Here is a 17,061-nt window from a genome sequence, read left to right as displayed (position 1 = left end):
TCGAGCCAGTCGACCGCCGCCAGCTCGTCATCCTCGTACCACGACGGCATCTCAGTCGCGTCGAGCGTCGGGTCGCTCGCGCCGGCGAAGTGGCCCGAGAGCGCGAACCCCCCGTAGAGCGACGTCGAGATCACGAGCAGCGCGACGAACGCGGGAACCGCGACGCCTCGACCGAACGCGGGACGCTCCGCGTTCTCGACCGCCCGTTTCGCGCCACCGAGCAGCCCGGCGACCGCCGCGCCCGCGCCGACGCTCCACAGCACCCAGACCTGCATGTACGTCTTGAACACCGTGTTCATCCGGAGCGGGCCGGCCTGCTCGCTGACGTAGACGAACTCCACGATCGTCACCAGCCCCGCGCCGGCGACGATCAGCACCGTCTCGTAGCCGGCGTCGCGGAACCGCAGCACCGCCCAGCCGACGACCAGCAGCGGGAGCGTGAACGCCAGCACGTCGAGCGGGAGCGTCACGGCGACGCCCCCGACGCCGAGCACGCCAGTCACCAGCGGCAGTCGCTGGTCATCACGCAGCCGCGAGAGCAGGAACAGCCCGAACACGAGCAGGAACGCCCCGTGGACCGCGAACAGTTCGAGGACGCCACTCCGGGCCGCCGCGGGGAGGAGCGCGATCGTCCGCTCGCTCCCGCCGGTCATCGTCCGCGTCAGGAACGGGAGCGCCAGCACGCCCGCGACCGCGACGAGCCCGCCGAGGACGCCGAGCGGGACGAGCAGCCGTTCGAGTTCGGCGAGCGCGCGGTCCCCGCCGTCGCCCAGCGAGTCGGCTGCTCGCTGCCGTCCCGCGCGAACGCGCTCGGCCGCAGGCTCGGGGAGGAGTGCAGTCGGGTCGGCCGGGGCGAGCGCGAGCGCGAGGTAGGTGACGCCGAACACGGAGGGGAAGCTCCAAGTGCTCGTGACGATCTGGAAGAAGCCGAGCAGCGGGACGACCGCGAGCAGTCCGAGCCGTCGGCGACGCTCCTCGGCCGGCGTCAGGTAGAGCGCGAACCCCAGCGCCGCCGCGAGCAGGAGGAACGGGGTGCCCATCATGTGGGCGTGCATGTCGCCGTTGAGCCACGCGAACAGCGGGAACTCGTTGATCGTCGGGAACGTGTTGCCGTCGACGGTGTCGGTGATAACGCGGCTGGCGTTCCAGTAGCTGAACCCCTCGCCCGACAGCGGGAGCGCCTCGATCCCGGGCGCGAGCGACGATCGCAGCCCCGGGGGAAGGAAGCCGAGGAGGAGGCGCCCCACGGTCGCGAAGTTGCTCGCGATTCCGACGAAGAACGCGTCGAACGCGCCGGCGAACCCCGGCTTCCAGTCGCGTTCGGCGGCGACGTTCGCGGCGAGGTCGTACGCCGCGGTCACGAGCATCGCGTAGAACCCCGCGAGCGCGAGGTTGTACGCGAGTTCGGGCGCGCTGCCCGTCAGGATCGTCAGGATCGCCGCGAGCAGGTGGCCGCCGTAGTAGTACTGCACCGGCTCGCCCGCGAACCAGAAGTCCTCCGGCGGGAGCGTTCCCGACCGGAGCAGCGTCCGGAGCATCCCGTAGTCGAGGTACTTCTCGCCGCCGGCGGCGTGGACCGCGGGGTCGACGCTGCGGATCGCGATCAGGAACAGGAACGCCGCGACGAACACGACCGCCGCCTCGGCGACGGCACGGCGATCGACACCGATCCCCTCGGCGAGGCGGAGTTCGCCGTCCCGAATCGCCCCGCGGTCGAGGCCGAGGATGGCGGCGACGCCGACGAGAACCGCCAGTCCCGCAGCGACCGTGAGCGGGCCGAAAGAGAGCTTCCCGAGCCAGTACACCGGGAGCCAGATCGTCACCAGCGCGATCGGGAGCGCGAACCCCGCTCCGCCGCTCCGGAACCGGGAAAACAGCCGGGCCGCGATCGGGTAGCCGAGCACGGCGACCCCCGCGAAGACGGCCAGCCAGACGAGCACGGCGAGGTACTGCATTGCCGGAAGCCGCGGCCCCGACCGGGAAACCCCTTTCGGGTGGCGGCGCCGCCCCGCTCGAAACGCGTAACACGGCCGTCGCCGGACGTACCGGTGGGGATCGCGGAGGGCGACCCGTCCGGCGCTGTTTCTCGGTTCGGAAAGTATTGTTTTCGACTCCCGAAATACTCGGGGGGTGATGCGTAACGTTCATGGGTGCGACAGACCGATGTATGCGTACGAGGCTACGAATGGCTACACTCGAAATCAACAACCTACACGCCGAAGTCGCCGAGAACGGAGAGCGAATCCTCCGCGGGGTCGACCTCGAGGTCGAGTCCGGGGAGATCCACGCGCTGATGGGCCCGAACGGGTCCGGGAAGTCCACGACCGCCAAGGTCATCGCGGGCCATCCGGCCTACGAAGTGACCGAGGGCGAGATCAACCTCCACCTCGACGACGAAGACGTCGAGGACGTCGACGCCGACGAGGAGGACATGTCGTGGGACCTGCTCGACCTCGAACCCAACGAGCGGGCCGCGCTCGGGATCTTCCTCGCGTTCCAGTACCCCGCCGAGATCGAGGGGGTCACGATGACCAACTTCCTCCGACAGGCGCTCAACGCCAAACTCGAGGAGCGCGAGGAGCTCTTCGAGGACGAAGAGGAGGCGGAGGCCGACGACGACGAGGACGAGGGGTACGAGTCCTCGCCGATGGAGGGTCCCGCCGACGAGGGCGAGATCGGCGTCGCCGAGTTCCAGCAGATCCTGAGCGAGAAGATGGAGCTGCTGGACATGGACGAGTCCTTCGCGCAGCGCTACCTCAACGCCGGCTTCTCCGGCGGCGAGAAGAAGCAGAACGAGGTGCTGCAGGCGGCGATCCTCGAACCGTCGATCGCGGTGCTCGACGAGATCGACTCCGGGCTCGACATCGACCGCCTCAACGACGTGGCACAGGGCATCGAACGACTGCGTGACGAACAGGGCACCGGCGTCCTGCAGATCACCCACTACCAGCGGATCCTCGACTACGTCGAACCCGACCGCGTCCACGTGATGCTCGACGGCGAAGTCGTCATGGAGGGCGACGCCGAGCTCGCCGAGACGCTCGAGGAGAAGGGGTACGACTGGGTGCGCGAGCAGGTCTACGCATAAACCATGAGTTCAGACCAGGACCACCTACAACAGACCGACACCGAGGAGCGCTTCGACTTCAAGAAGGACTCCGAGGCCGCCTACGCGGCGGAGAAAGGGCTGACCGAGGAGACGATCCACGCGATCTCCGACGACAAGGACGAGCCCGACTGGATGCGCGAGCGCCGGCTGCGCGCGCTCAAGCAGTTCCAGGCGATGCCGATGCCGACCGACTGGCCGGGCCAGCCCGACCTGACGGAGATCGACATCGACGAGATCGTCCCGTACATCCGGCCGGACATCGAGACCCGCGGCGGGGTCGACGACTGGACCGACCTCCCCGACGAGATCAAGGACACCTTCGACAAGCTGGGCATCCCCGAGGCCGAGAAGAACGCGCTCTCGGGCGTCGGCGCCCAGTACGAGTCGGAGGTCGTCTACCAGAACATGCTGGAGCGCTGGGAGGACAAGGGCGTCATCTTCTGCAACATGGACGAGGCCGTGCGCGAGCACGAGGAGCTCGTCAAGGAGCACTTCATGACGGACTGTGTCCCCCCGAGCGACAACAAGTTCGCGGCGCTGCACGGCGCCATCTGGTCGGGCGGCTCGTTCGTCTACGTCCCCGAGGACGTGACCGTCGACATGCCCGTTCAGGCGTACTTCCGGATGAACTCCGAGGGGATGGGCCAGTTCGAGCACACGCTCATCATCGCCGAGGAGAACTCGGAGGTCCACTACATCGAGGGCTGTTCCGCCCCGAAGTACTCCGCGTTCAACCTCCACTCCGGCGGCGTCGAGGTGTACGTCGGCGAGAACGCCCACGTCCAGTACTCGACCGTCCAGAACTGGTCGAAGAACACGTACAACCTCAACACCAAGCGCGCCCTCGTCGAGCAGGACGGGCGCATGGAGTGGATCTCGGGCTCGATGGGCTCGAAGGCCACGATGCTCTACCCGTCGACGGTCCTCAAGGGCCGCGGCGCCAGCGACAACCACATCACTATCGCCTTCGCGGGCGAGGGGCAGGACATCGACACCGGCGCGAAGGTGTACCACAACGCGCCGGAGACGAAGTCCACCATCGAGTCGAAGTCCATCAGCAAGGACGGCGGCCGTACCAACTACCGCGGCCTCGTCCACATCGCCGACGGCGCCGAGAACTCCTCGACCGCCGTCGAGTGTGACGCGCTGATGTTCGACAACGAGTCGACCTCCGACACGATGCCGTACATGGAGATCAACGAGTCGAAGGTCGACGTGGCCCACGAGGCGACGGTGGGGAAGATCGGCGACGAGGACATCTTCTACCTCCAGACCCGCGGGCTGGACGACGACGACGCAAAGCAGATGATCGTCAGCGGCTTCATCGAGCCGATCACGGAGGAGCTCCCCATCGAGTACGCCGTGGAGCTGAACCGACTGGTCGAACTCGAGATGGAGGGGAGCCTCGGATAATGAGTGCGACCATCCAACAGGGCCTCACCGCGGACACCGTCCGCGAACTCTCCGAGGCCCGCGACGAGCCCGAGTGGCTGCTCGAACGCCGCCTCGACGCGCTCGACGCGCTCGAGGGGCTGGAGCTGCCGGACGTGATCCAGACGCCCGGCCGCCGGTGGACGAACCTCACCGACCTGCAGTTCGGGACGCTCGTCGACCCGCTGAACCAGGCCGACGAGACCGAGCGCGTCACCGCCGAGGGCGTCGAGGTGCTCGACTTCGAGACCGCCCTCGACGAGCACGAGGACCTCATCCGTGAGGAACTCGGTGCGACGCTCGACCCCCAGAGCAACTACCTCACCGCGCTGTCGGCCGCCCTGTTCACGACGGGGACGCTGATCTACGTCCCCGAGGGCGTCGACGCCGAGGACGTGAAGATCCGCACCGAGATGCGGTCGAACTCCCTGTTCAGCCACACGCTCGTGGTGACCGAGGAGAGTGCCTCCGTCACGATCCTCGAAGCGATCGACGACGAGGGGCCGACCGGCGACGAGGGGCGCTACTTCAGCAACCTCGTCGAGGTTTCGGCCGGCGCGAACTCGAACGTCCAGTTCGGCTCGCTGCAGGACCTCTCCGAGGACGCCTACTGCTACACGCTCAAGCACGGCGTGGCGGGCGACGACGCTACCATCGACTGGATCGAGGGCAACTTCGGCACCCAGATCACGCGGTCCGACGTCGAGACCGAGCTGAACGGCGAGGGCAGCGAGTCCCAGATCGTCGGCGCGTTCTTCGGCCACGAGGACCAGCACTTCGACCTCAACGCCCGCGTCTGGCACAACGCCGAGCACACGACCGCGGATCTCGTGACCCGCGGCGTGCTCGACGACACCGCACGCTCGGTGTACGAGGGCGTCCAGGACGTCGGCCGCGACGCCTGGGACACCTCCTCCTACCAGCGTGAGAACACCCTGATGCTGTCAGACGACAGCGAGGCCGACGCCTCGCCGAAGCTGATCATCAAGAACCACGACACCGAGGCCAGCCACTCCGCGACGGTCGGGCAGGTCGACCAGCAGGACCTGTTCTACATGACCTCCCGCGGGATCAGCCCGCGGCAGGCCCGAAACATGCTCGTGGAGGGCTTCTTCGTGCCCGTCCTCGAGGAGATCGCCGTCGAGGAGTTCCGCGACGACGTGCAGGATCTCGTCTACGAGCGCCTCGACTAAGCGGTTCTCGCGGCTCTTTCCCTCTCCGTTCCAGCCCGATTAGCGACGCACGGACGGTCAGCGGATCGCGTACGCGGCTCCGACGCCGGCCGGCTAACTGAACAACTTCTCGCGGCTGATCTGGAGCCTGATGAACGCCGGGATCGCGACCAGCGCGAGCAGGATCTCGGCGCCGCCGGCGAACGCGAACGCGGCGGGGTAGCCGAAGTCGTCGGCGATCACTCCCCCGCCGACGACGCCCGCGAGGAAGCCCAGACTGCCGGCGATGTTGAACCCCCCGAGCGCGACGCCGCGCTCATCGGTGGGGGCGAGATCGACGACCAGCGCCATCGTCGCCGGCGCCATCAGCGCGCCGAGCACCCCGACGGCGACCATCCCGAACTGGACCGCCAGTAGCGCGTCGGCTCGGGCGGGGAACGCGCCCTCCGCGGCGCCGATACCCAGCACGACGATCCCGTAGAACGCCGACCCGGCGACGATCGGGGCGGTGCGGCCGAAGCGGTCCGAGAGCCGACCGAAGGGGTACTGGAGCAGGCCGAACGGGGCGAAAAAGAGCGCGAGCGTGATCCCGGTCTCGGCGGGCGAGAGTTCGAAGGCGGTCCGGAAGTAGACGGTGCCGACCAGCGCGAAGAAGCCCGCAGTCATGCGGTCGGCGAAGCCGAACGCGAACGGCACGGCGAGCGAGGGCGTGCGACGGAGCGCACCCAGCGCCTCGCGGACGCCCTCGTGCTCGCCGGTGGGCGCGCGGTCCGAGACCACGAGCGTCGCCGCGCCGACGAGCGTCAGCAGCCCGGCACCGGTCCAGAGCGGCACGAACGCGCCGATCGAGTAGAGCTGCCCGCCCAGCGGCGCGCCGAGCGCGGTCCCGAGGCCAATCGCGATCCCGGCGGCGCCCATGTTCCGGCCGTTCCCCTCGCCGAGGTCGGCGAGCATCGACATCGCCAACGAGAACGCGCCGACGGTGGCGGCGCCCTGCAGGAACCGGACGACGAGCACGAGCCACATCGCCGGCTCCGTTGGTCCGAGCAGTCCGAGCACGCCGTACCCCAGCGCGCCCGACACGGCGCCGGCGGCGACGAAGGGGATACGCCGTCCCACGCTGTCGCTCGCGGCGCCCCAGACGCCGGCGGCGAGCGCGAACGCGGCGAACTCCGCGGCGAGGAACCACGTGCTCGCGTCGAGGTAGTTCCCGCTGCCCAGCCCCATCGCGGCCACGAGCCGATCCACCCCCGGGTACAGCAGCGTCTGGGAGAGCATCACCGCCCAGACGACGAGGGCGAGCGCGGTCCGGTCGCGGGAGGACACGGGCGCCCGTTGGAACTCCGACGGCTTCGGCGTTCCGGGTTCGACCGGCGGTCGGGGGGACCCCTCGAAGGGCCGGGCTTAAGTCCCTCCCTCACGGAGTCGGAGGCGATGAGGACGGTATCGGTCGCCAACCGGCGGTGGTCGCCGTGAGCGTCGATCAGCAGGTCGGCTCGGACCACCAGCTCGCCCGACTCCTCCAGATCGGCGTGGTGCTGGAGGAAGTCGTCGAAGCGCGCGCGTATCGACACTACCAGAGCCTCGCGGAGGAGGACCGCGACCTCGAAGCCGACGTGGAGGCGCTGCTCGAGGACGCCGCCAAGGAGTCGGCCCGTCACCGCGAGCGGCTGGAGGAGCTGGTGGACGAACTCGACGCCGACTCGATCCCCTTCGAGGACGTCGAGACGCTGGTCGAGGCGCGCTACGGCCGCACCAAGCCCGAGGACTTCGACGGCGTACTGTACGACCAGCTCTGTAACGAGGAGACGGCCTACAAGTTCTACGACGACCTGATAGACGCCATCGAGGCCAGCGACGCCGCGTTCACGCTTGATCGCGACCGCGTGCTCTCCGTGCTAACGGAGATCCGCGACGAGGAGGCCGAGGGCGTCGAGGAGGTCACCCGGATCATGGAGGCTCGCGAATGAACACGGCCAATCAGTACCTGAAAGCCATCTACCTGGTCCAGCGCATGGACGACGGCCCCGCGGCGACGGGCCGTGTCGCCGACTCGCTCGACGTGAGCCCCGCCAGCGCCAACGAGATGATCGGGAAGCTGGAGGACCGCGGGCTCGCCGAACACGAGAAGTACAAGGGCGTCTCGCTCACCGACGAGGGGATCGCCCGCGCCGAGAGCGCGCTCCAGACGTACTGCATCATCGAGCGCTTCCTCGCGAACGTCCTCGGCGTCGAGGAGTTCCGCGACGAGGCCCAACAGCTCGAGCCCGTCATCGACGAGACGGTCGCCGAGCGACTGGATACGATCATCGACCGGGAGGACCAGTGCCCGGACTGCTTCGACGCCGAGGCCGACGCGTGCTGTCACCTCGCGGGGACGTGTGGCGAGGAGGCGTCTGACTGAGGGGAACGGTAATACTCTTGTACGGCGGCCCGCTTTCTCCGGATGCAGTTCCGTGGTGTAGTGGCCAATCATATGGGCCTTTGGAGCCCATGACGGCGGTTCGAATCCGCCCGGAACTATAAACATTCTAACAGTTTGCTGAGGCTCCGGTAACACCCACGTCAGCGCGCACTCAAGTCCCTCCAGCGCCTACGTAGCGTATGGCTGACCCAACACCGACGCCGGGGATCCACCACGTCACCTGCGTCGCCGGCGACCCGCAGCGCAACATGGATTTCTGGGCCGAGACGCTCGGCCTCCGCCTCGTGAAGCGCTCGATCAATCAGGACGATCCGAGCACGTACCACTTCTTCTTCGGCGACGCCGAGGGGACGCCCGGGACGAGCATGACGTTCTTCCCGTGGGAGGACCTCCCGCAGGGAAAGGTCGGCTCCGGGCAGGTCTCCCGGGTGGCGTTCCGCGTCCCCGAGGGGAGCCTCGACTACTGGGCGGAGCGCTTCGACGAGCACGGCGTCGACTACGACGACCGCGTCGAGCGGTTCGGCGAAACCGTCCTGCCGTTCCGCGACCCCGACGGCCTCCCCGTCGAACTGGTCGAAACCGAGATCGGCGACGACGACCCGACGACCGCGTGGACCGAGTTCGTCCCCGCCGACGCCGCGATCCGCGGCTTCCACTCGGTGACGCTGTGGCTCGCCGACCCCGACCCGACCGAGGAGCTACTGGAGACGATGGGGTTCGACCGCGTCGGCACCGAGCAGGCCGCGGGCAACACGCCCGGCGACGAACGAACTCGCTTCGCCGCCGAGGGACCGATCGGAAAGTACGTCGACGTGCTGCCGACGATTCAGGGCGGTCGCAACGGCCACGGGACCGTCCACCACGTCGCGTTCCAGACGCCGACCGACGAGGATCAGGAGTCGATGCGCAAAGCGGTCCGATCGCGCGGGCTCAACCCCACCCAGCAGATCGACCGCCACTGGTTCCGTTCGGTGTACTTCCGTGAACACGCTGGCGTGCTGTTCGAACTCGCGACCAACGGCCCCGGCTACGACAGCGACGAACCGCTCGACGACCTCGGCGGCCGGCTCGTCCTCCCCGGGACGTTCGAGGACCGCCGTGAGGAGATCGAGGCCGGCCTCCCCGACGTGACGGTCCCCGGCGCCGCGCCGGTCGACGCCGACGACTGAGCCGTCCCCGACGACCGCCGTCCGTCGGTTTTCCGACACTGTCTCCTTGGTAGCGACGGCTATCGACCACCGACGTCGCGTTGAAGGAAATTTCTCTTCAAAAGCTGCCTTTGTTCGATAGTTCGGTACTGTTTTCACGTATCGGGGAGAATACGGCTCCACGATGCCGAACCGAACTGCCTCGTTCGCGTGGGGAGCGATCCTGTTCGTGCTGATGGCGCTGGCGATCCCGTGGTTCCTCTGGGGCAACTCGACCGTCGTCGCCGGGCTTCCGCTCTGGCTCTGGTGGCACATCGGCTGGATGGTGCTCGCGTCGCTCGCCTTCGCCGTGTTCACCCAACGAGGTTGGGGAGTCTGGATGGGGGGGTGGTCGGCGTGATCCTCCAGTCCGCGGTGGCGATCCAGATCGGAATCGTCGTCGCTTACCTCCTGCTCGCGCTGGGGGTGGGGCTGGTCGCCTACCGCCTCACCGACCGCACCGCCGAGGACTACTACCTCGCCTCGCGGACGCTCGGTACGGTGGTGCTGCTGTTCACCACGTTCGCCACCCTCCTGTCGGCGTTCACGTTCTTCGCCGGGCCGAACATCGCCTTCGCGTACGGTCCCGAGTGGATCCTCGTGATGGGGCTGATGGACGGCGTGATCTTCGGCGTGCTCTGGTACGTCGTCGGCTACAAGCAGTGGCTCGTCGGCCGCGAGCACGGCTACGTCACGCTGGGCGAGATGCTGGGCGACCGGTTCGGCTCGCCGCTGCTACGCGGCCTCGTCGCCGGCGTCTCGCTGTTCTGGCTGTTTCCGTACGTGATGCTCCAGCAGGTCGGCGCCGGCGGCGCGCTGTCGGCGCTGACGAACGGCGCGGTCCCCTACTGGGCCGGCGCGGGACTCATCACCGCGTTCATGATCGTCTACGTCGTCCTCTCGGGGATGCGCGGCGTCGCGTGGACGGACACGCTCCAAGGGCTGTTCATGCTCACGATGGTCTGGGCGGCGTTCGTCTGGGTTCTCTCCGCCGTCGGCGGGATCGGCGCCGCGACCGACGCGGTGGCGTCGTCGAACCCCGAGTTCCTCTCGCTGGGTGACGGCTCGGCGGCGCCGTCGCTGTTCGGCGGCGGCGTCTACTCGCTGCCGTGGATGCTCTCGCAGGCGATCGGTATCGCGTTCGGCGTCGCGATGTTCCCGCAGGTGAATCAGCGCTTCTTCGTCGCCGACTCCGAGAAGGTGCTGAAGCGCACGATGGCGCTGTGGCCGATCGTCGTACTCCTGCTGTTCGTCCCGGCGTTCATGCTCGGCGCATGGGCGGCCGGCTTGGGCGTCCCGATGCCCGAGAGCGGCAACATCCTCCCCGGACTGCTCGCGGAGTACACGCCGACGTGGTTCGCGGCGCTGGTCGTCGCGGGCGCGATGGCGGCGATGATGTCCTCCTCTGACTCGATGCTGCTGTCGGGGTCGTCGTACTTCACCCGCGACCTCTACCGCCCCTTCGTCGACGCCGACGCGAGCGAGCGCCGCGAGGACCTGATCGCCCGGATCGGCGTCGCCGTCTTCGCGACGCTGGCGTTCCTCGCGAGCCTCTACAACCCCCCGTCGCTGTTCGTGATCGGCGACACAGCCTTCGGCGGGTTCGCCCAGCTCGCCCCGCCGGTGATCGTCGCGCTCTACTGGTCGCGGACGACGCTGTGGGGGATGCTCGCGGGCATTCTCGGCAGCCAGCTGTTCTACACGGTCACGACGTTTACGCCGCCGGCCGGCGAGACGACGACGGTGCTTGGCGTCGTCGTCCCGGGTGTGATGGAGACGTTCGCCGGCTGGTCGTCGTCGGTGGTCGGGATGGTCGTCGGTCTCGTCCTCGTCGTCGGTATCTCCCTCGTCACCGACGCCTCGGTCGCGGAGCGGCCGTCGGTGCTGGCGGGGCCGGCCGACGACTGAACGTCGGGCTCAGTCCCGTCGCCACGCCTCCCGCAGGAACACGAGCACGCCCCCGAGCATCGCGAGGTTGCCGAAGAAGGCGAGCCGCTCGCCGCTGCCGTCCTCCTCGTTCCAGAAGTCGTGGATCGTCGGCGTCACCACCGCGAGGAACGTCGCGGCCGCGCCCGTCGCGAGCCGCGGGAACCGCCAGAGGGCGATCCCCAGCCCCCCGAACAGCATCGTCCCGGAGCCAAGCGGCGCCATCGTCTCGGGCATCGGCACGCCCGCGGACTCGGCGTACTCGACGCTGTCCTCCATGTCCCGGAAGTCCTCACTCGCCTGCAGCGCGAGGCCGAGCCCGAGCGCGATGCGACCCAGCCGCGAGAGCGATCGGTCGTCGTCGGTCATGCGTGGCCGTTTCGACGGAACGGGGAAAAGCGTGGCTGCCGCGACGACGGCGCTCCGGCGTGGATTCGCGGGGCTGGTGCCGAAAACGGTAAGCCGTGATGCATTTCCGAACGTTCATTCTATTTGACGACAAAACGCCGAACGTATGGTAGACGCTACCATCGACGTGATCCACCGCGGCGGGCTGAAGTGTGATCTCAACTATCTGATACAGGGGAACACGCTCGGGAGCCACGACGAGCCCAACCCCGACACCGACTACGAGGAGATCCCGGTGTGGAACCTCGTCATCGACCACCCCGAGGCGACGATCCTGTGGGACACGGGCAACCACGAGGACGCCCTCGACGGCCACTGGCCCGAGGGGCTGAAGCAGGCGTTCTACCCCCACGACGTGCGGGAGCACACGCTCGAGGGCGACCTCGCGGACGCGGGGTACAGCCTCGACGACATCGACGCCGTGTTCCAGACGCACCTCCATCTGGACCACGCCGGCGGGCTGCACCACTTCGACGGCACGGACGTGCCGGTGTACGTCCACGAGAAGGAGCTCAAGTTCGCGTACTACTCCGAGAAGACCGACAAGGGCAGTAGCGCGTACATCCTCGAGGACTTCGACCACGATCTGAACTGGCAGATCATCCACCAGGACCGCGAGAGCCACTTCGAGGACGTGGAGTTCATCCGGCTCCCCGGCCACACCCCAGGGCTGATGGGGACGATGATCCACCTCGACGACCACGGGACGCTCGTGTTCTCGGGCGACGAGATCTACCAGGACGTGAACTACGAGGACGAGGTGCCGCTGGGCGCCGGTCTGCTCTGGGGGAACCAGGAGTGGTTCGAGAGCCTCCAGACGCTGAAGGAGCTCGAACGCTACCACGACGCCGAGGTGGTGTACGGCCACGACCCCGAGCAGTTCGAGGGGATCCGGTCGGGGTGGTCCTGAATGAGCTACCAGCGTTCGGTTTCCGCGGACAGCCGCGAGCTCTCCCCGGAGACGGTCTGGCACATCGACATGCCGGAGATCCGGTTCGGCCGGGACGCGACCGACGAACTCGCGTTCCAACTGCGCGACCTCGGCGTCGAAGGGGCGGCCCGCGGTCTCGTCATCACCGACGAGGGGATCGCCGACGCCGGCCACGCCGACCGCGTCGTCGCCCACCTCGAGGACGACGGCCTCGACGTGGATCTCTACGCCGACAGCGAACGCGAGCCCTCGATCGGGGCAATCGAGGACTGCCTCTCGTTCGTTCGAGACAACACCGACGATGGCTACGACTTCTACGTCGGCCTCGGCGGCGGGAGCTGTATGGACACCGCGAAGGCGACCCGGGCGATCATCGCAAACGGCGGCAGCCCGCTCGACTACATCGCCGAGCCGACGGGTGAGGGCCAGCGCCTCACCGAGTCCGGGCCGCCGCTGGTGCTGCTCCCGACGACGGCCGGCACCGGCGCCGAGATATCGCCGGTCGCGATCCTCTCGGTGCCCGAAAAGGAGATCAAGGAGGCTATCTCGAGCAACCACGTCCGGGCCGACGCCGCCGTGCTCGACCCGACGCTGACGACGACGCTCCCCCCGGAGCTCACCGCCCGGACGGCGATGGACGCGCTCGGCCACGCGATCGAGGGGTACACCACCCACGAGTACGACTCGCTGCTGCGCGCCAGCGACCCGGCCGAGCGCCCCGTCTACGCCGGCCGGACGCCGCTGACCGAGATGTTCTCCGAGAAGGCGATCCGGCTGCTCTCCGGCAGCGTCCGCACCGCCGTCCACAACGGCGACGACCTCGACGCCCGCGAGGACATGCTGCTGGGGGCGCTGTTCGGCGCCATCTCCGGGCTCACCGCCGGCGCGAGTCTCTGTCACGCGATGGCGTATCCGGTCGGCAACAAGTACCACACGTACCACGGCGAGACGATCGCCGTGCTCACCCCCGCGAGCACCATCGACTACAACTCAGCGAGCGACCCCGGCCGGTTCGCCGAGGTCGCGGAGATCTTCGGCGTCGACACCGCGGGGATGACCGACCGCGCGGCCGCCGACGCGCTCAAGCAGGAGTACATCCAGCTCCAGAAAGACCTGAACGTCCTGCCGAGCGGCCTCAACGAACTCGCAGGGATCACCGAAGACGACGTGGACTGGCTGGCCCAGCAGACCGTCGACACGCAGGAACGGCTGCTGCGGTGTAACCCCCGGCCGGTGACGAAGGAGGACGTGGCGGACGTGTTCCGCGACGCGCTGCACAACTGGGAGGAGTGACGAGCCAGTACACACAGCCATGGACGCGATCAACCCCGCGACGGGCGAACGCATCGCGACCTACGAACCGGACTCGGCCGCGGACGTCGAGGACGCGCTGACCCGCGCCGACGAGGCGTTCGACGACTGGCGCGACCGACCGATCCGCGAGCGCGAGGAACTGCTCGCCGACGCCGCCGACGTGCTCCGGGAGAACAAGCGCGACTACGCGGAGCTGATGACCGAGGAGATGGGCAAGCCCATCTCGCAGGCAATTTCGGAGGTCGAGAAGTGCGCGTGGGTCTGTGACCACTACGCCGAGCACGCCAGCGCCTACCTCCAGCCCGACGGCCACCCCAGCCCGCCCGGGGCGGACGTACAGACCGTCTACGAGCCGCTCGGGCCGGTTCTGGCGGTGATGCCGTGGAACTTCCCGTTCTGGCAGGTGTTCCGCTTCGCCGCGCCGTACCTCACCGCCGGCAACGTCGGTCTGCTGAAACACGCCTCGAACGTCCCGGGCTGTGCCGAGGCGATCGAGGACGTGTTCCGTCAGGCGGGCTACCCGGAGGGGGTGTTCCAGACCCTGCTGATCGACTCCGACAGCGTGGACGACGTGCTCGCGGACGACCGCGTGCGCGCGGCGACGCTCACGGGCAGCGGCCCGGCCGGGCGCGCGGTCGCGGCGACGGCCGGCGAGAACCTGAAGAAGACGGTGCTCGAACTCGGCGGCAGCGACCCGTTCGTCGCGCTCGACGGCGCCGACCTCGACGAGGCGGCCGAGACAGGGGCGTGGGCGCGCAACCTCAACGGCGGCCAGTCCTGCATCGCCGCCAAGCGGTTCGTCGTCCACACCGACGTGTACGACGCGTTCGTGGATCGACTCGTCGACGAGGTGGAGTCGCTCACGGTGGGCGACCCGACCGACGAGGACACCGAGGTTGGCCCGCAGGCCAGCCCGGACCTGATGGCCGACCTCCACGAGCAGGTACAGCAGTCCGTCGACGCCGGCGCGACCGTGCTGACCGGCGGCGGGCCGATGGACCGTGAGGGCGCGTTCTACGAGCCGACGGTGCTCGCGGACGTGCCCGAGGGCTGCCCCGCCGATAGCGAGGAGCTGTTCGGCCCCGTCGCGGCCGTCTTCGAGGTCGACGACGAGGACGCGGCGATCGAGAAGGCCAACGACACCGAGTTCGGCCTCGGCGCGAGCGTCTGGACTGAGGACCGCGAGCGCGGCCGGCGCGTCGCCCGGCAGATCGACGCCGGCTGTACGTACGTGAACCAGTTGGTGAAGTCCGACCCGCGCGTCCCCTTCGGCGGCGTCGGGATCTCCGGCTACGGCCGCGAGCTCTCCGAGGCCGGGATCAAGGAGTTCGTCAACCGAAAGACGCTCTGGGTGGAGTAGTCGGCTCGGGGAAGTCAGTGGGGCGGCTCTCCCGCCTGTCCCCTCAGTCGAGTTCGAACGTGATCCGTTCCTCGTCGCTTCCTTTCGTCTCCCGGCCAGTCACGGTCACCTCGCCGATCTCCTCGGTGTTCTCGACGTGGGTGCCCGCACAGGCGGTGCGGTCGAACGGCTCGTCCCCGTCGTCGGTGCCGCCGATCTCGACGATCCGGATCTCGGTGATCGAGTCCGGCAGCAGCGAGAGCCGCGTCCGTTCGGGGTCGAGCTCTTCCTCGGCGGTGTCGCGGTCCAGCACGTACCAATCGACGGGGCGAGCCTGCTCGACGAGTTCGTTCATCCGGTCCTCGACGTGTTCGAGCTCGTCGTCGTGGAAGCGCTCGTAGGCGCAGTCGAGCGTCGCCTTGTGCGCCCGGACTTGGTTCCCGGTCGTCTCGGCGTCGTACTCGTTCAGCAGCAGCGCCGACAGCAGATGCTGAGCCGTGTGGTAGCGCATGTGGCTGTACCGGCGCTCCCAGTCGAGTTCGCCAGTGACCGTCGAGCCGGCCGCCGGGAGTTCCTCGTCGGCGACGCCGTCGCCCGGTTCGAGGTAGTGGTGGATCCCGTCGTGTTTCTGTACGTCGACGACGCGCCACTCGCGGCCGTCTTCGGTGCTGATCGTACCGTGGTCGGCGGGCTGACCCCCGCCCTCGGGGTAGAAGTGGGTCCGGTCGAGCACGACGCGGTCGTCGCTGACGGTCCGTTCGACGGTCGCCTCGAAGGCGTCGACGGTGGAGTCCTCGAGGTAGAGTTGCTCGGTCATGTGGCCCGGAAGCACCTCGGGCTACCTAACGGTTCGGACCGCGGGGGCGGCCACGACTGCGGGTCGGCGTCGGTGGCAGACGGCGTCGGGAATCCACGAGACGGCGTGTTTGCCCGTCCCGCAACGACTAAGAGCGAAACGGCCGTCCTCTCTGGTAATGAAACACGAACGTCGTACGACCGAACCCGGGGGACCAGCATGGGCGTCGAGATAAGGGACGCGCCCGTCTCCGCCGAGGAGTTCGCCGCGATGGAGGAGTTCGTCCACGACTACCTCGCCGCCAGCGTCGAGAGCGAGGACGACGGTGGGCGGATGCGCTGGTACCCGTGGCACTCCGCGGAGTACCGCTTCAACCACATCCGCAACGTCGTCGAGATCGCGAGCGAGATCGCGTCGGCGGAGGGCGCGAACGTCCACGTCGTCCGCGTCGCCGCCGTGTTCCACGACGTGGCCAAGCTCGAGGCCGAACAGGACCGGCACGCCGAGGCCGGCGCCCGCGTGGCCCGCGAGTACCTCCAGAGCCGGGGCGAGTTCCCCGACTCCTTCATCGACGAGGTCTGCAACGTCGTCGCGGACCACTCCTACCAGGGGCCGCTCTCGGACGTCTCCCTCGAGACGCAGTGTCTGATCGAGGGCGACGTGCTGGACAAGGTCGGCGCCAACGGCACCGTCCTCATGCTCCTCCGGATGGGGTACGAGGCCCGTACGCACATGGACGCCGCGGAGATGGTCGACCGCGTGCTCGAACGCGGGCAGGAGCACTGCGACCGCGTCGAGAGCGACACCGCCGAGTCGATCGGTCACCAGCGGCTCAAGCGCGTGAAGTGGTTCCGCGAGTGGCTGGAGGAGGAGGTCGCCGGCATCAGCGCGGAGAGCCGGGAGATGGAGTTCTGAGCGGGACACGCGCTCTCGAACGGAGAAAGCACTTACCCGCGGCGAGCGAACGCGCCGTCGATGTCCCCACACTCGCGGCGCGCCCTCCTCGCCAGCCTCGGGACGGCG

The 17,061-nt window shown here is 68.5% G+C and carries 16 protein-coding genes and 1 tRNA gene; 13 read left to right on the top strand and 4 right to left on the bottom strand.

What is annotated here, in order from left to right; all coding sequences use genetic code 11:
- Positions 1-1,955: DUF2298 domain-containing protein (locus tag ACFR9S_RS03575; protein WP_379818078.1), on the bottom strand; the 1,955-nt coding region annotated here is incomplete at its 3' end.
- Between the two features lie 230 nt (positions 1,956-2,185).
- Between ACFR9S_RS03575 and ACFR9S_RS03570 the strand changes: the two genes are divergently transcribed.
- From ACFR9S_RS03570 to sufD, 3 genes are read left to right on the top strand one after another with little or no spacing between them, the layout of a single operon-like run.
- Positions 2,186-3,088, top strand: coding sequence for an ABC transporter ATP-binding protein (locus tag ACFR9S_RS03570; RefSeq protein ID WP_379731668.1), 903 nt, complete (start codon positions 2,186-2,188; stop codon positions 3,086-3,088).
- 3 nt (positions 3,089-3,091) lie between these two features.
- Positions 3,092-4,522, top strand: a complete 1,431-nt coding sequence (gene sufB / locus ACFR9S_RS03565; protein ID WP_379731667.1) for a Fe-S cluster assembly protein SufB — start codon at positions 3,092-3,094, stop codon at positions 4,520-4,522.
- The gene (gene sufD, locus ACFR9S_RS03560; RefSeq protein WP_379731666.1) at positions 4,522-5,733 is read left to right on the top strand and encodes a Fe-S cluster assembly protein SufD; all 1,212 of its coding nucleotides are present in this window, start codon (positions 4,522-4,524) and stop codon (positions 5,731-5,733) included. Before sufB ends, sufD begins: the two co-directional genes overlap by 1 nt.
- A gap of 93 nt (positions 5,734-5,826) precedes the next feature.
- Here the strand turns inward: sufD and ACFR9S_RS03555 are convergent, their stop codons facing one another.
- A complete protein-coding gene (locus ACFR9S_RS03555) occupies positions 5,827-7,038 on the bottom strand; it encodes an MFS transporter (protein ID WP_379818077.1) in 1,212 nt (403 codons plus the stop codon).
- A gap of 146 nt (positions 7,039-7,184) precedes the next feature.
- Here ACFR9S_RS03555 and ACFR9S_RS03550 point away from each other — a divergent pair, with 146 nt between their 5' ends.
- The 6 genes from ACFR9S_RS03550 to ACFR9S_RS03525 all read left to right on the top strand — a co-directional run bounded on the left by ACFR9S_RS03550 (position 7,185) and on the right by ACFR9S_RS03525 (position 11,232).
- Positions 7,185-7,682 (top strand): ferritin family protein, encoded by a 498-nt coding sequence (locus ACFR9S_RS03550; RefSeq protein WP_379731284.1) that lies wholly within the window; start codon positions 7,185-7,187, stop codon positions 7,680-7,682.
- Complete coding sequence (locus tag ACFR9S_RS03545; RefSeq protein WP_379731282.1) at positions 7,679-8,116, top strand: metal-dependent transcriptional regulator; 438 nt, start codon at positions 7,679-7,681, stop codon at positions 8,114-8,116. The genes ACFR9S_RS03550 and ACFR9S_RS03545 overlap by 4 nt, the downstream gene beginning before the upstream one ends.
- Before the next feature lie 46 nt (positions 8,117-8,162).
- Positions 8,163-8,235, top strand: a tRNA-Gln gene (locus ACFR9S_RS03540).
- A gap of 81 nt (positions 8,236-8,316) precedes the next feature.
- Entirely contained in the window at positions 8,317-9,306 is a 990-nt protein-coding gene (locus tag ACFR9S_RS03535; RefSeq protein WP_379818076.1) for a ring-cleaving dioxygenase, read from the top strand.
- A gap of 163 nt (positions 9,307-9,469) precedes the next feature.
- Positions 9,470-9,685, top strand: a complete 216-nt coding sequence (locus ACFR9S_RS03530) for a DUF3311 domain-containing protein (protein WP_379731280.1) — start codon at positions 9,470-9,472, stop codon at positions 9,683-9,685.
- On the top strand, positions 9,673-11,232 hold the full coding sequence (locus tag ACFR9S_RS03525; RefSeq protein WP_379731285.1) for a sodium:solute symporter family protein: 1,560 nt from the start codon (positions 9,673-9,675) through the stop codon (positions 11,230-11,232). The genes ACFR9S_RS03530 and ACFR9S_RS03525 overlap by 13 nt, the downstream gene beginning before the upstream one ends.
- A 9-nt stretch (positions 11,233-11,241) precedes the next feature.
- Here ACFR9S_RS03525 and ACFR9S_RS03520 read toward each other — a convergent pair whose 3' ends face one another.
- Positions 11,242-11,619, bottom strand: coding sequence for a DoxX family protein (locus ACFR9S_RS03520; protein ID WP_379818075.1), 378 nt, complete (start codon positions 11,617-11,619; stop codon positions 11,242-11,244).
- 145 nt (positions 11,620-11,764) lie between these two features.
- On the opposite strand from ACFR9S_RS03520, the gene ACFR9S_RS03515 reads away from it, so the two are divergent.
- Genes ACFR9S_RS03515 through ACFR9S_RS03505 form a run of 3 tightly spaced genes read left to right on the top strand, consistent with a single transcriptional unit; the run spans position 11,765 to position 15,263 of the window.
- Complete coding sequence (locus ACFR9S_RS03515; RefSeq protein ID WP_379731278.1) at positions 11,765-12,568, top strand: N-acyl homoserine lactonase family protein; 804 nt, start codon at positions 11,765-11,767, stop codon at positions 12,566-12,568.
- A complete protein-coding gene (locus tag ACFR9S_RS03510) occupies positions 12,569-13,882 on the top strand; it encodes a hydroxyacid-oxoacid transhydrogenase (RefSeq protein WP_379731277.1) in 1,314 nt (437 codons plus the stop codon).
- A gap of 19 nt (positions 13,883-13,901) precedes the next feature.
- A complete protein-coding gene (locus tag ACFR9S_RS03505) occupies positions 13,902-15,263 on the top strand; it encodes an NAD-dependent succinate-semialdehyde dehydrogenase (protein ID WP_379818074.1) in 1,362 nt (453 codons plus the stop codon).
- A gap of 43 nt (positions 15,264-15,306) precedes the next feature.
- On the opposite strand, the gene ACFR9S_RS03500 is transcribed toward ACFR9S_RS03505, so the two are convergent.
- The gene (locus ACFR9S_RS03500) at positions 15,307-16,059 is read right to left on the bottom strand and encodes an alanine--tRNA ligase-related protein (RefSeq protein WP_379732416.1); all 753 of its coding nucleotides are present in this window, start codon (positions 16,057-16,059) and stop codon (positions 15,307-15,309) included.
- A gap of 198 nt (positions 16,060-16,257) precedes the next feature.
- Between ACFR9S_RS03500 and ACFR9S_RS03495 the strand changes: the two genes are divergently transcribed.
- Positions 16,258-16,953 (top strand): HD domain-containing protein, encoded by a 696-nt coding sequence (locus tag ACFR9S_RS03495; protein ID WP_379732415.1) that lies wholly within the window; start codon positions 16,258-16,260, stop codon positions 16,951-16,953.
- The last annotated feature ends 108 nt before the right edge of the window (positions 16,954-17,061 follow it).

The organism is Halolamina salina (assembly GCF_042678005.1).
GTDB classification, from domain to species: Archaea; Halobacteriota; Halobacteria; order Halobacteriales; family Haloferacaceae; genus Halolamina; species Halolamina salina.
The sequence above is the reverse complement of the archived record's forward strand: the minus strand, read 5'-3'. Positions and strand labels throughout refer to the sequence as shown.

What these genes read in the sequence shown, in the direction of transcription:
- ACFR9S_RS03535 (WP_379818076.1), top strand. Translation starts at nt 8,317, where the DNA reads ATGGCTGACCCAACACCGACGCCGGGGATCCACCACGTCACCTGCGTC.
- sufB (WP_379731667.1), top strand. Translation starts at nt 3,092, where the DNA reads ATGAGTTCAGACCAGGACCACCTACAACAGACCGACACCGAGGAGCGC.
- ACFR9S_RS03505 (WP_379818074.1), top strand. Translation starts at nt 13,902, where the DNA reads ATGGACGCGATCAACCCCGCGACGGGCGAACGCATCGCGACCTACGAA.
- ACFR9S_RS03510 (WP_379731277.1), top strand. Translation starts at nt 12,569, where the DNA reads ATGAGCTACCAGCGTTCGGTTTCCGCGGACAGCCGCGAGCTCTCCCCG.
- ACFR9S_RS03520 (WP_379818075.1), bottom strand. Translation starts at nt 11,619, where the DNA reads ATGACCGACGACGACCGATCGCTCTCGCGGCTGGGTCGCATCGCGCTC.
- ACFR9S_RS03515 (WP_379731278.1), top strand. Translation starts at nt 11,765, where the DNA reads ATGGTAGACGCTACCATCGACGTGATCCACCGCGGCGGGCTGAAGTGT.
- ACFR9S_RS03545 (WP_379731282.1), top strand. Translation starts at nt 7,679, where the DNA reads ATGAACACGGCCAATCAGTACCTGAAAGCCATCTACCTGGTCCAGCGC.
- ACFR9S_RS03500 (WP_379732416.1), bottom strand. Translation starts at nt 16,059, where the DNA reads ATGACCGAGCAACTCTACCTCGAGGACTCCACCGTCGACGCCTTCGAG.
- ACFR9S_RS03495 (WP_379732415.1), top strand. Translation starts at nt 16,258, where the DNA reads ATGGGCGTCGAGATAAGGGACGCGCCCGTCTCCGCCGAGGAGTTCGCC.
- ACFR9S_RS03530 (WP_379731280.1), top strand. Translation starts at nt 9,470, where the DNA reads ATGCCGAACCGAACTGCCTCGTTCGCGTGGGGAGCGATCCTGTTCGTG.
- sufD (WP_379731666.1), top strand. Translation starts at nt 4,522, where the DNA reads ATGAGTGCGACCATCCAACAGGGCCTCACCGCGGACACCGTCCGCGAA.
- ACFR9S_RS03570 (WP_379731668.1), top strand. Translation starts at nt 2,186, where the DNA reads ATGGCTACACTCGAAATCAACAACCTACACGCCGAAGTCGCCGAGAAC.